The 12,481-nt window shown below is 73.5% G+C and carries 14 protein-coding genes; 8 read left to right on the top strand and 6 right to left on the bottom strand.

The window, feature by feature from the left end; translation table 11 throughout:
- Positions 1-166: 166 nt before the first annotated feature.
- The 3 genes from ACIQTO_RS12605 to ACIQTO_RS12595 all read right to left on the bottom strand — a co-directional run bounded on the left by ACIQTO_RS12605 (position 167) and on the right by ACIQTO_RS12595 (position 3,316).
- Positions 167-988 carry a VOC family protein gene (locus ACIQTO_RS12605; protein WP_402386749.1) on the bottom strand — a complete coding sequence of 274 codons (822 nt, stop codon included), beginning with the start codon at positions 986-988 and terminating at the stop codon, positions 167-169.
- Between the two features lie 89 nt (positions 989-1,077).
- Positions 1,078-1,719, bottom strand: coding sequence for an alpha-ketoglutarate-dependent dioxygenase AlkB (locus ACIQTO_RS12600; protein ID WP_402386746.1), 642 nt, complete (start codon positions 1,717-1,719; stop codon positions 1,078-1,080).
- 103 nt (positions 1,720-1,822) lie between these two features.
- Positions 1,823-3,316, bottom strand: a complete 1,494-nt coding sequence (locus tag ACIQTO_RS12595) for an MFS transporter (RefSeq protein ID WP_402386743.1) — start codon at positions 3,314-3,316, stop codon at positions 1,823-1,825.
- Between the two features lie 115 nt (positions 3,317-3,431).
- Between ACIQTO_RS12595 and ACIQTO_RS12590 the strand changes: the two genes are divergently transcribed.
- Positions 3,432-3,920, top strand: a complete 489-nt coding sequence (locus ACIQTO_RS12590; RefSeq protein WP_402386740.1) for a MarR family winged helix-turn-helix transcriptional regulator — start codon at positions 3,432-3,434, stop codon at positions 3,918-3,920.
- Positions 3,921-4,184: 264 nt separating this feature from the next.
- On the opposite strand, the gene adhP is transcribed toward ACIQTO_RS12590, so the two are convergent.
- Complete coding sequence (gene adhP / locus ACIQTO_RS12585) at positions 4,185-5,198, bottom strand: alcohol dehydrogenase AdhP (RefSeq protein WP_402386738.1); 1,014 nt, start codon at positions 5,196-5,198, stop codon at positions 4,185-4,187.
- 464 nt (positions 5,199-5,662) lie between these two features.
- Here adhP and ACIQTO_RS12580 point away from each other — a divergent pair, with 464 nt between their 5' ends.
- Complete coding sequence (locus tag ACIQTO_RS12580) at positions 5,663-6,064, top strand: SHOCT domain-containing protein (protein WP_402386735.1); 402 nt, start codon at positions 5,663-5,665, stop codon at positions 6,062-6,064.
- A 176-nt stretch (positions 6,065-6,240) separates the two neighbouring features.
- Here ACIQTO_RS12580 and ACIQTO_RS12575 read toward each other — a convergent pair whose 3' ends face one another.
- Complete coding sequence (locus ACIQTO_RS12575) at positions 6,241-6,495, bottom strand: LapA family protein (protein WP_380575994.1); 255 nt, start codon at positions 6,493-6,495, stop codon at positions 6,241-6,243.
- 180 nt (positions 6,496-6,675) lie between these two features.
- Here ACIQTO_RS12575 and ACIQTO_RS12570 point away from each other — a divergent pair, with 180 nt between their 5' ends.
- The 6 genes from ACIQTO_RS12570 (at position 6,676) to ACIQTO_RS12545 (ending at position 12,030) form a co-directional block, all read left to right on the top strand.
- A complete protein-coding gene (locus ACIQTO_RS12570) occupies positions 6,676-7,893 on the top strand; it encodes a DUF2254 family protein (protein ID WP_402386733.1) in 1,218 nt (405 codons plus the stop codon).
- 735 nt (positions 7,894-8,628) lie between these two features.
- Positions 8,629-9,012 (top strand): hypothetical protein, encoded by a 384-nt coding sequence (locus ACIQTO_RS12565; RefSeq protein ID WP_402386730.1) that lies wholly within the window; start codon positions 8,629-8,631, stop codon positions 9,010-9,012.
- 130 nt (positions 9,013-9,142) lie between these two features.
- Entirely contained in the window at positions 9,143-10,336 is a 1,194-nt protein-coding gene (locus ACIQTO_RS12560; RefSeq protein WP_402386728.1) for a hypothetical protein, read from the top strand.
- An 82-nt stretch (positions 10,337-10,418) separates the two neighbouring features.
- Positions 10,419-10,823, top strand: a complete 405-nt coding sequence (locus ACIQTO_RS12555; RefSeq protein ID WP_402386727.1) for a roadblock/LC7 domain-containing protein — start codon at positions 10,419-10,421, stop codon at positions 10,821-10,823.
- 216 nt (positions 10,824-11,039) lie between these two features.
- Positions 11,040-11,414 carry a hypothetical protein gene (locus ACIQTO_RS12550; protein WP_402386724.1) on the top strand — a complete coding sequence of 125 codons (375 nt, stop codon included), beginning with the start codon at positions 11,040-11,042 and terminating at the stop codon, positions 11,412-11,414.
- Positions 11,415-11,625: 211 nt separating this feature from the next.
- Positions 11,626-12,030 (top strand): VOC family protein, encoded by a 405-nt coding sequence (locus ACIQTO_RS12545; protein ID WP_402386721.1) that lies wholly within the window; start codon positions 11,626-11,628, stop codon positions 12,028-12,030.
- A gap of 38 nt (positions 12,031-12,068) precedes the next feature.
- On the opposite strand, the gene ACIQTO_RS12540 is transcribed toward ACIQTO_RS12545, so the two are convergent.
- Positions 12,069-12,455: a DUF6188 family protein gene (locus ACIQTO_RS12540; RefSeq protein WP_402386719.1), complete on the bottom strand. Its 387-nt coding sequence runs from the start codon at positions 12,453-12,455 to the stop codon at positions 12,069-12,071.
- Positions 12,456-12,481 lie beyond the last annotated feature (26 nt).

The raw sequence follows: 12,481 nt of genomic DNA, 5'->3' as shown, positions 1-12,481 counted from the left end.
GGGTCCGGGAACCGGGGCCGTGCCGACGGGCCACCCGCCCGGATCGCCGAGACGGTGGGCCCGGCCCGCCGTCTCGGCATCGGCGTTCGCCGCGACCTGCTGACCTGTTGACCTGCTGGGCCGTTGAGTCGGGCTGGGGTCGGACCGGTGCGGGCAGTCCGGCCGCTCAGATCGTCGTCGCCGTGCCGCCCGGCTCATCCGGGCCGTCCGGCTCATCCGGGCCGCCCGGGGGGACGGAGATCAGGGTGAACACCGCCCCGCCGTCGTCGCGCACCACCGCGAGCCGCCCGAACGGTGTCGGCTCGGGCCCGTCCAGCACGCTCCCGCCGAGCCGGACGGCCCGTTCCACCGTCCGATCGGTGTCCGCCGCCCCGAAGCACACCGCCCAGAACGCCGGCGGTCCGTCCGGGTCGATGCCCGGGTCTCCGCCGATCCCGCCGGCCGGCAGCCCGTTCACCCGGAACACCGTGTGGTCGGCCGCGGCGGCGTCGTACCCGTAGTCGAAGACCCGCCGGTAGAAGTCCCGGGCGGTGTCCGGATCCGGGGAGAGCTGGTCGTTCCAGGCGACGGTGCCGGGTTCGTTCACCAGGCCGGCCCCCGGATTGAGATACCCCTGCCAGAGCCCGAACACCGCGCCGAGCGGGTCCACCGCGAGCACCCCGCGCCCCTGGTCGGGTACCTCGAAGGGTTCGAAGACCACCAGACCGCCCGCCTCCTGGACCAGCCCGGCCACCCGGTCGGCGTCGTCCACCGCGAGGTAGGTCGTCCAGGCCGGCGGTCCGTGCCCGTCGACCTCCCGGCGCGGCCTGATCCCCGCCACCTGCACCCCGCGCACGGTCGCGACCAGGTACTCGTCGCCCACCGGCCCGGTGGCGACGTACTCCCAGCCGAACAGCCCGCCGTAGAACCGCCGGGCGCGTTCGACGTCCGGCGCGGCCAGCTCGGCCCAGCACGGGACGCCCTCGTGGTACCTGCCGGCCTTCGGCATGCCGTCCTCCAAGCCCTGGCGGACCCCTCGGCCAGCCTCCGTGACCCCCGCGGCCCCGGCAACCGGGGCGCGAGGCCCGGGCCCGCCGCTCAGGCCACCCCGCGCGGCCGGAACTGGACGCTGATCCGCGGCCCCGCCGGCCGGGCGGTCTTCGGGATCGCGTGCTCCCAGGTCCGCTGGCACGATCCGCCCATCACCAGCAGGTCGCCGTGCCCCACCGGGTGCCGTACGACCGGTCCGCCGCCCCCGCGCGGCCGCAGCAGCAGCGCCCGGGGCTCGCCCACCGAGACGATCGCGACCATGGTGTCCTCGCGCTCCCCGCGCCCGATCCGGTCGCCGTGCCAGGCCACGCTGTCCCGCCCGTCCCGGTAGTAGCAGAGCCCCAGCGTCCGGAACGGCTCGCCGAGTTCCGCCGCGTAGTGCGCGCTCAGCGCCGCCCGGGCCTCGCCCAGCAGCGGGTGCGGCGGCGCGTCCCGCTCGCCGTAGGACGCGAGCAGGCGCGGGACCTCCACCATCCGCTCGTACATCTCCCGCCGCTCCGCCCGCCACGGCACCTGTGCGGCCAGCTGTTCGAACAGCTCGGCCGCCCCCCGCACCCACCCCGGCAGCACGTCCACCCAGGCCCCGGCCCCCAGGACCTCCCGCCGCATCCGGGTGAGCGGCCCCAGCGCGGCCCCGCCCCCGTCGGCGTCGTCGAACAACGAGGGTTGGAGGTGAACGGTGCTCTGCATGGGCCCAGCCTACGCCGATATCGAACACATGCTCGAATGATTGTCCCCGAGCCAGGCCGGGCCGGACCGAGCCGTCGCCGCGCGAGCGGCACCCGGTCGTCGTTCAGACGGTGGTGCGTCGGGCGTCGGGCGTGGCACCGGTGGGGGTGGTGCCGTGCTGCTCCTCCTCGGGCCGGCTCTTCCTCGGCAGCAGGAAGGTGATCGCGAGGAACGCCGCCACCAGGCACGCCTGGACGATCAGGGCGTGGTGGTAGCCGGTGGTGAAGTCGCCCGCCCGCGCCCGGGCGAAGAACACCGAGCCGAAGACCGCGACGCCGACCGAGCCGCCGACGGACTGCACGGCGGACAGCACCCCGGAGGCGGAGCCGATCTCGTGGTCGTCGACCGCGGCGAGGACGAAGCCGAACAGGGCCGCGATCACCAGGCCCGCTCCGACGCCGCAGACGGCCACCCCCGGGGCGATCTCCAGGATCGAGAACGACGCCGGGTCGAGGCCGTCGAGCTCGAACCAGAGCAGGGCCGCGCCGGCGAGCTGGACCAGCGGGCCGACCTGCAGGACCGCCCGGCCGATCCGGTCCGCCAGTAGCGCGCCGCTGACCGCGCCGCCGATCGCCGTGCCCACCGCGAGCGGCAGGTTGCCCAGCCCCGCGTCACCGGCGGTGAAGTGCCGGCCGATCTGCAGGTAGAGGGTCAGGACGAGCTGCGTGCCGACCAGTCCGCCGAAGAACAGCGCGATGCCGCCGAGGCCGACGGTGAAGGCGGGCTTGCGCAGCAGGCCGGGGGTCACCAGCGGCTCACGGCCCGCTGCGGCCGTCCGGCGCTGCTGGAGCGCGAACAGGGCGAACCCGCCGGCGGAGGCGGCCATGGAGAGCCACGTCCACAGCGGCCAGCCGTCCTCCTGGCCCTGGTTCAGCGGCAGGACCAGCAGCGCGCAGGCCACCGCGACCAGGGCCGCGCCGGTCAGGTCCACGCGCACGGTGCGGTCGCCCGGCCTCCTCGGCACGAACCGCGCGGCGACGGCCAGGGCCGCGGCGCCGATGGGCAGGTTGACCAGGAACACCGACCGCCAGCCCAGGCCGAAGAAGTCGCCCTCGATGAGGAAGCCGCCCAGGACCGGGCCGATGATCCCGCCGAGGCCGAGGACGGGGCCGAAGACCGCGAAGACCTTGGTGAGCTCGGGGCCGGAGAAGTTCTCCCGCAGCAGGCCCAGGCCCTGGGGCAGGAGCATGGCTCCCGCGGTGCCCTGCAGCAGCCGGAAGGCGATCAGCGCCCCGATGTTCGGCGCCAGCGCGCAGAGCAGCGAGGTGGCGGTGAAGGCGGCCAGGCCGATCAGGAACATGCGGCGCCGCCCGTAGCGGTCGCCGAGCCGGCCGCCGAGCACGAGCCCGGCGCCCAGGGTGAGCGCATAGCCGCCGATCACCCACTGCAGGCCGACGGAGCCGGCGCCGAGGGACTCCTCCAGGGCCGGGCCGGCGACGTTGACGATCGACGCGTCCAGGAGATCCATGAGCTCCGCGACGAGCATCGCCACCAGGATCAGCCATCGCCACCGGTAGGGCCCGGTGGTCTCGTCGGTGGTGGGGGACGGGTCGCGCATGCTCGATACCTCCATGGTGAAGTAATTCCATGATGAAGGTAAATTGATGGCGATAGGTTGTCAAAGCGGCCGTCGACGCGGACCGTGCGGCGGGAGTGAGAGGTGGCGGGCCTTCATGGCGGAACCGATGCGCGACGGTGTGGCGGCGCGGCGCGAGCGGCTGATGGAAGGACTGAGGATCTACGGCGGCCACTACGCCGAACTCAGCCGCCGCTTCGCCGCCTGGCTGGGCCTGCACGCCACCGACGCGACCGCCGTCCTGGCGATCGCCGCGGCCGAGGAGCGCGGCACCCCGCTCTCACCGGCGCGCCTGAGCGAGCGCATCTCGCTGTCGACGGGCGCCACCACCGCACTGCTGAACCGCCTCGAAGCGGCGGGGCACATCACCCGCAGCCGCGAGCACACCGACCGGCGCGTCGTCACGCTGCGCAGCGGCCCGCACATCCAGGAGCGCGCGGACGAGTTCTTCGGACCGCTCGCCGGCCGCCTGGACGCGGCGATGTCCCACTACCCGCCGGAGCTCCTGGAACGGTTCGAGTCCTTCGTGACCGAGCTGAACGCCACCATGGACGCCCACCTCGCGGAGCAGGGCACGGGCGACTGACGGGCACCCCCGTACCCGGCGGCGGCCGGCGCGGCCTCGTGCGCCCGGTCGGCCCGGCCCCGTGGGTGCGTCCCGGCGGGCGGGTGCCTCACCCCACCGCCCGCTTCACGAGCACGTCGATCCTCGCCTCGGCCTTCGCCGCGCCTGCGCCTCGGCCTTCGCCACCGCCTCGGCCGTCACCCCGGTCATGGCGAAGCCGGCCGCCGTGGCCGGGTCGTGCCGCCGGTGAGGGTCACCCGGCCCACCGGCGGCGCGTGCGCGGGCTCAGCGCAGGTCGAAGACCAGACGGGCCGAGACCTTGCCGGCGAGCACCTCGTCGAAGCAGGTGTTGACCTCCTCCAGCCGGCGCGTCTCGCGGATGACGCGGGTGCGGCCGAGGGCGTGCAGACGGAAGACCTCGGCGAGGTCCTGCCGGGTGCCGACGATCGACCCGATCACCTTGGTGCCGTTCAACACCGTGTCGAAGACCGGGAGTTCGAGCTTTCCCTCGGCCGGCAGGGCGACCAGGACGAGCGTGCCGCCGCGCCGCAGCGATCCGTACGCGGCCTGGAAGGAGGCGTTGCTGACCGCCAGGGCGACGGCGGCGTGGGCACCGCCGAGCCGTTGCACCTCGGCGGCGACATCCTGGGTCCGGGCATCCAGGACGTGGTCGGCGCCCAACTCGCGGGCCAGGGCGAGCTTGTCGTCGGTGACGTCGACGGCGATCGTCTCGGCGCCGAAGATCCGCGCGTACTGCAGGGCCAGGTGGCCCAGTCCGCCGATGCCGGAGACCAGTACCCGCGTACCGGGGGCCGCGCCGGACACCTTGAGGGCCTTGTAGGTGGTGACTCCCGCGCAGGACAGCGGCGCGGCGTCCAGCGGGTCGATCCCGTCCGGTACCGGGATGACGTAGTCCCCGTGGGCGAGCGCGTATTCGGCGTAGGCGCCGTCCACCGAGTAGCCGCTGTTGTGCTGCCGGAGGCAGAGCGTCTCCCAGCCCGAGACGCAGTGGTCGCAGCGGCCGCAGGCGTCGGCGAGCCAGGCGACGGCGACCCGCTCGCCGACCTGGACGTGTCGGACCTGGTCGCCGGCCGCCTCGACGACGCCGACCCCTTCGTGCCCGGGGACGAAGGGCGGCGCGGGCTTGACCGGCCAGTCGCCGTGCGCGGCGTGGATGTCGGTGTGGCAGAGGCCGGAGGCCTCGATCCGGACCAGCACCTGGTGCGGCGCGGGCGCCGGCACGGGGCGGTCCTCGATCACCAGCGGTTGGGTGAAGTCGTGCACGACGGCGGCCTTCATGGCGCTCCTTCGGGTTGCTGCTCGCTGCTCTGGCGGTGGTGTTGCGGTGGCGGCGCTCTTCGCGGCGGTGCTCTCTGTGGCGCTGTTCCGGTGGGCTGTTCCGACGGCGGTGCGCAGGGCACAGCCTGCCGGCAGCTTCACCCGCCGGAGTGATCCGCCGCAGCCGGAGCTGGTTCGAACGAGTGATTCCCGCCCGGATCCGGCCCGGAGGGGTTTGGAGGGCGGGCTCCGGCCCGGGTGCGCCGGCCCGGATCCGGACGGGGCGGGTCGGCGCCGATCCGGTGCGGCGGGTGGGCACCGTCGGTCGGCGGCAGGGCCGGTCGGCGGCCGGTGGCACCGTTCGATTTCCGGCATGCGGCGGTCGAATTGCGGTGATATGACTCGTTTGGCCGCCGCCCATCTCCGGGCGGCGCGGTTCACCGCGTGGCCGCCGACGGTCGGTCGGCCGGCGGGAGGAGGACACCGTGAACGACTATCCGCTGCTCAACCTGTTCTGGACGATGCTGGAGCTCTTCCTGTTCATCCTCTGGTTCTTCCTGCTCTTCAAGATCATCTCGGACATCTTCCGCAGCCACGACATGGGCGGCTGGGGCAAGGCCGGCTGGCTGATCTTCGTGATCCTGCTGCCCTTCCTCGGCGTGTTCGTGTACCTGATCGTGCGCGGCAGATCGATGGGCGAGCGCGACCTGGCGCAGGCGAAGCAGGCCGATGCCGCGTTCAAGGCGTACGTCAAGGAGGCGGCCGGCACCGAGGGCGGCGGAGCGGGCGGCCACGTCGACGAGCTGGCCAAACTCGCGGACCTCAAGAGCAGCGGAGCGATCTCCGAGGAGGAGTTCACGAAGGCGAAGGAGAAGCTGCTCGCCTGACACCCGGGCGGCGCCGGCGGGCCGTGGGCACCTCCCACGGTCCGCCGGCGCCGCACGCCGGGTCACGGCGGCAGGGCCGGGTGTCGGGGGCCGGACCTCCCGGCACCCCCGGGAGGCCGTGGCGATCGGGCCGGACCGGTGCCGGGATCAGGCCCCGGCCCGCCCGGGTACCGGGGTCAGACCCTGGCCCGCCGACGGGCGACGAAGTACCCGATGACCATCCCGGTCAGCAGTGTCACGGTGAGGACCACCCACAGGGGCAGGGTGACGGAGGTGACCCACAGGGTGATGGAGACCGATCCGGTGTTGGCCGCGATGAACCAGACGGCGAGCACCGCGAGGACGGCGACCCCGATCGTACGCAGCCGCACATCACGTCCCTTGACCGTGACGGTCGGCGGACGGTGCGGCGGAGGAGTGTTCTGCGCCATGCCCCCAGTATGGTGCGGACCGGTGATCGGGGCCCGTTCGGAGCAACCCGGCTCCCCGGATCCACGCCCGCCCGTCCTCTCCCGCCCGTCCGTCCCGTTCTGTTCGTCCCGCCCGTCCCGCCCGTCCCGGCGGCTCGCCGGACCGGCGCCCGCGTGGCGGGCCGCGGCCCGTGGGTCGAGGTGAGAACGCGGTCCGCGCTGCGCCGCCGGCGCCGGGTGCGCGCGGGTGCCAGCCAACTGCTCGGTCTCCTGGCGGGACTGGCGCTGGGGATCGCGCTGCCGAGGATCACCGGTGGGCCGATGGTGCCGGCCGGCCCCGTCACCGAGCTGGTGCTCGCTCTGGGTCTCGGGCTGCTGGGCGCGATCGCGCTGATCTTCTCGCTGCTGTTCCTCGTCGTGCAGTGGGCCGCCACGACCTTCACACCGCGCCTGACGCTCTTCCGTGACGCCCCGATCGTCTGGCGGACCTTCGCCCTCACCATCGGGCTGGTCGTCTTCTCCCTCACCGCCGTCGTCGCCACCGGAGACCGCACGGAGGTCTCGGCGGCTGTCCTCGTCTGTGAACTCCTCCTGCTGCTCATGCTGGCCGTCCTGCTGCGCAGCCTGCAGCTCAAGGCCTTCGTCGCGATCCAGCTGGCCGAGGTGATCGCCTCGATCGCCGAGCGCGGGCACGCCATCCTCGACTCGCTCTACCCCGTCCCCACCGCGGCGCCCGGCAGCCCGCAGGGCCCCGGCGCCGCCGCGGAGGCCCTGCCCGGGTCGGGCTCGACGGTGGTCTGGCCGCACCCGCCGAGGGTGCTCCAGCAGATCGACGTCGACCGGCTGCTCAGAGCCGCCGGTGCCGCCGACGCGGTCGTCGTCCTGCCGCACGCCCCGGGCGCCACCCTGCGCCGCGGCGCCGTCGTCGCCGAGGTGCACGGCGGGGAGGTGTCGGCCGGCGCCGTCCTCGGCGCCCTGGTCACGGGCAAGGAGCGGACCTTGGAACAGGACCCGACCCTGGCACTCCGGCTGCTCGCCGACATCGCGTTGCGGGCACTGTCCCCGGCGGTCAACGATCCGGCCACGGCGGTGCAGGTCCTGGACGACCTGGAGGACCTCCTGAGTCGGCCCGCCGCGACGGCGGCCGCCGCCGTACGCGTCCGTGACGACCGGGGGACGGTGCGGGTGGTGGTTCGGCTGCCCGGCTGGGAGGAGGTGTTGCGGTCCACCGTCGACGACCTCGTCGTGGCCTCCTTCGCGTCCCCGATGGCGCTCAACCGGATGCGCGCCCTGCTCCGGCGGCTCCTGGAGCCGGCCCACGCCGACCATCGCGGACCGATCGTGCTCCGCCTCGGTTGGCTCGACGACGAGGAGGCCGCCCGGTTCGCCCGCCTGCGGCAGGAGCGCGCCGGGCCGTGAGCGCCGGGAGGGCTGCCAGGTCCTCCCGCTCGATTTCTGACCAGGCGTGATGTCCTGCTAATGTTCTTCCCGTCGAGAGGAAATGATCTCTCGGTCAGGCGTCAGAGGTGCTACTGGAGCACGTCCTACTTTCAGTAGGAAGAGTCCGTTCGACCCGGGCCTGGCGCTCCATCCAAGGCGGCCGCTCCCCATCGGGGGGCGGCCGCCTTGTTCGTTTGCCCGCTCGCCGGTGGTTCGTGGCCCCCGCCGTTCGTGCGCTCCGGGGTGCCGGGGAGGGACCTCACGGGGCGGCTCCGCGAGGTTGCCTTCGCGGGGCGGAGCGGCCGGGGCGGCGAGACCTGCGGTGCTGTGGGCAGATCCGGTCGGGTCAGGCCAGGTCAGGTCAGGTCCGGGCGTTGGGGCCCGTTGTCGCTTCCTGCGGTCATACGGTCCTATCGCAAACCGGGTCCGAAACCCTTTGTCGTGGCAGACAACCGGCCAAGGTCCCGTTCCAGGTCGGCTGCCGGGCGGTCCGCCGGCCCGGCGCCCGGCCAGCGGCTTCGCCACCCCCGATGATCTGACGATGCATCACAGGATGGCTGGAAGTAGCTGCCTGCAGTGTGAATATGCCATTGGAATGTTCGTCATACGGAATCCGGCAGTAGCCTTCCGTGTCGAAGCCGCCACTGGTCGTGGTGGACCGACCGGTACCGCCCGAGGGCGCCCGGCCGTCCCGAACCCTGCGAAGGAGCCCGAGTGCCGGGTATCGACGAATGCCTCTCCGGGGCGATGGCGATCGCCGGCGCCCGGGCTGCCAGTCTGATCGACTGGAGCAGCGGGCTTGCCCTCGGCAGCGTCGGGATCAGTCCCAGTGGCGACCACGATACCTCGGCTGCCGACGCAACCGACTTGGTGCGAGCGGCTGTTGAGAGCGAGACCTTCGCCGGGGCGGAGGATCGGCAGTCGCCGTTGCAGGACATCATCGTCACTGCCGGCCGCAGTTACCACCTGTTGTGCTTTATCGACACCGTCTTCGACAGCCGGCTCGTCCTGCATCTGTGGCTCGACCGGACGGAAGGCAACCTCGCCGCGGCGCGCTACCGCCTCCAGGGCCTCGCCGAGGAACTGGTGCTCGGATGACGAACGAAGTCGCCAGTCCGGTGGCCCCCGTGACAGCGCAGAGCGCGGCGGGCCTGACCGAGGTCCGCTCGGCGCCGGCCGTCGTGTTTCGGCCAGTCGGGCGGGGGCCTGTCGCGCTCGGGCGGTCGGCATGAGTGGCCTCGCCCCGTCCCCGGCGGGTGTCCTGCTGCCGGCCCGGCTCGGGCGGACCCCGGGCGAGGCGGTCGCTCGGCTGGCCGAGGAGCGGGTGACCGGCGTCCTGCGCGGACCGGCGGGGGCGGTCTACTTCGCCGACGGTCTGGTGGTGCACGCCGAGTCCGATCGCAGTCCCGATCTGGCCGCACTGCTGACCGCTTGTGGCCGGATCACCCCGGGGGCCTGGCAGGACGCCATCCGGACCTTCGGTCCGCAGTGCCGGGTCGGTGGCGCCCTGGTGGAGCAACGGCGCATCACCCGGGGCGAGTTGGAGATCTGCCACCTCGGTGCGCTGTTCGACGCGGCGTTCTTCGTCCTGGACGGTGCGGGCGCCGCGGCCTGGACCGCGGCCGCCTGGGCATCCGGAGTCCTGGAGGCATCCGGGGCGCTCGGGGCGGCCGGGGACGGCAACGGGGTGGCCGGGTCCGTCGGGCCTTCGAGCGTGGGGTGCTGGGCGTTCGAACCCGGCGTGCGGCACTGGCTCGGGCCGGTGGCGGCGGTGAGTGCCTTCCGGCTCTGTCGGGAGGTCGACCGCCGCCGGCGGTTGCTGGAACGGATCTGGCCGTGGCCGGAGCTCGACACCGCCCCGGTGCGCCCGGCGGTCAGCGGGGCCGTCGGGAGCGCGGAAGCCGCCGACGCCCGCGAGGCCCGGGCATGCGGGGCTGTCCGGACCATCCGCCGCCGTCAACCCAGCTGGCATCAGCGGGAGTTGCTCGACCACGCGGACGGCCGAAGAACTCCGGCGGAGCTGGCCCGGCTCCTCGGGCGCTCGGCCTTCGCGACCACGGCGGACGTCCGCCGGCTCGCCGCTGCCGGGTTGCTCACCACCCCGGGACGCGCCGCGCCGCGACATGCCGCGCAGGCGCCGGCCGGGGCCGACCGCGGCACGGGTGCACCGGCACCGGCCGCGAGGGTGCCGACCGGGCACGTACCGGCCGCGCGCTCCGGGAGCGACGTCGTCACGACCAGCCGGACCGGTGCTGGGCTGCACCGTCGCGTCCCGGGCGCCGCGTTGGCCGGGCTCGTCCCGGCGAGTGCTGCCCGCTCCGCCCACCCACCGACCCCGGCAGCGGCCCACCCGCTGACCGTTCCAGACCCGGACATCGCGCTGCTGACCCGGGTCCGAACCCTTCTGGAGGCCCGACTTTGAATCACTCTCCACCTGCGACTCCGTTCTCACGGCCATGAGGCGGGCGCTCAAGCAGCGTGTCGGAAGGAGACAACTGATCGCCTTGGAGACCGACCTGCTGGCCGAACTCCGCGCCCTCAAGCATCGGGTACCGCATCTCGCGGGTGGGCTGGTGGCCAGCGTGGACGGCCTGCTGGTCGCCCACGACACCCACGGGACCGAGCCCTCGGGCCTGGCGGCGATGACGGCGGCCTCCCTCGGTCTGGCGCAGCGGCTCGCCGACACGACCGGGCAGGGCGACTTCCGGGAGTCGCTGGTCCGCGGTGAGCACGGCTGCGTCGCCACCTACGCGGCCGGCGGAAGCTGCGTGCTGACGCTCCTGGCGCACCCGGACGTGAACGTCGGCCGGCTGCACCTGGAAGCCCGGCGCTCCGCCCGACGCATCGCCGACCTCCTCGCCGACACCCTCGCGCCGAAGGAGTCCCGGGAGTCCCGGGAGGTGGGCTGACCCCCGCCGCCCCACGGGCCGTCCGAGGATCCTTCGCGCGGCCGTTCCGGCCCTGGACCGATCTGTCGACGGACCGATCTGTCGATGGGTCGACCCGGCCACGGACCGACCCGTCGACCCGCCGATGGGTCGACCGATCGACCTGTCGACTTATGACCTCCGACCTCTGACCTTTCGAACGATCCCCGACCTTCCGAACGAACTGGAGAAACCGATATGACGGACGCAGCAGGCGCGCTCAAGCAGGCCATGACCGTGATCGAGGGCGCCATCGGCGCTGCCCTGGTGGACTACAACAGCGGTATGGCGCTCGCCACCGTCGACGGCCCCGGCGGGCTGGACCTCAACGTGGCCGCCGCCGGGAACACCGACGTGGTCCGGGCCAAGATGCGCACGATGGACATGCTCGGCCTGCAGGACGGCATCGAGGACATCCTCATCACGCTCAGCAGCCAGTACCACCTGATCCGCCCGCTCACCTCGCGCAGCGGCAAGGGCCTCTTCCTCTACCTCGCGCTGGACAAGAGCCGGGCCAACCTCGCGATGGCCCGGCACCAGCTGACGAAGATCGAGGCCGACATGGAGGTCTGACTCGGCCCCGAGGGCTCGGTCTCGCCGGGACCGTGAGGCGCCGACCCCCGGAGGCACCGACCCCGGCGGCACCGGCCCCCCGGTAGGGAGCCGGCCGGTTGACCCGTCCGGGGTACGGACCCCGCGTCGCGCGGCGCGGGGTCCGGCCCGACCGTCGGTGCGGTCTGCGAGGCTGACAGCCGTTCAGCCGACCGCGCCGGAAGGGTTCTCCGTGTCCACCAAGATCTTCGTCAACCTGCCGGTGAAGGACCTCGCCAAGTCGATCGCGTTCTTCTCGCGGCTGGGCTACACCGTCGACTCCCGGTTCACCGACGACAACGCCGGCTGTCTGGTGATCAGTGACTCGATCTTCGCGATGCTGCTGACCGAGTCGTCCTTCAAGGCCTTCACCGAGAAGGAGATCCCGGACACCACCACCAGCGCCCAGGCGATCCTGGCGCTCGGCCTCGACAGCCGGGCGGAGGTCGACGAGCTGGTGGCGAAGGCGGTGGCGGCGGGCGCCACCGAGCCGCGCGGGGCCACCGACGAGGGCTTCCTCTACGGACGCAGCTTCGCCGACCTCGACGGCCACCTGTGGGAGGCGTTCTGGATGGACCCGGCGGCCCTCCAGGGCTGAGCCGGCGTCGACCGGCCGTCGCCCCGTCGCCACCCGGCTCAGCGGGCCGGGCCGTCGGCCCAGGTCACCTCGCCGCCCGCGAGGCCCGAGCACACGGCGCCCTCGGGGGTGAGCACACTCCACGGCGCGACCACGGCGTGCGGCGGGACGGACAGGGCGGTGCCGCCGTCGAAGGCCAGTTCCAGCCCGCCGGCCGGGGTCACCCGGGCGGCTCCGACCGTCCGGCCGACCAGCGCGAGCAGCAGGCCGGTCGGGCGGACGGTCAGCGTGGGGTAGAAGCGCTCCACCGCGGACGGCGCCGCGAAGCGGAACTCGTGCGTCACCCGGACGGTCACCGACCCGTCCAGTGTGATGTCGAGCCGTCCGCCGCCGCTGACCGACTCCACCCGACGCCCGGCCAGGACACCCGCGATCCCGTTCTCCATGGGACCAGTGTGGACCAGCACCGGCG

Origin of the sequence: Kitasatospora sp. NPDC091207, assembly GCF_044768625.1 — a bacterium.
Classification (GTDB): domain Bacteria; phylum Actinomycetota; class Actinomycetes; order Streptomycetales; family Streptomycetaceae; genus Kitasatospora.
Note: the sequence above shows the minus strand (reverse complement) of the source record. Positions and strands in the feature narration are given on the sequence as shown.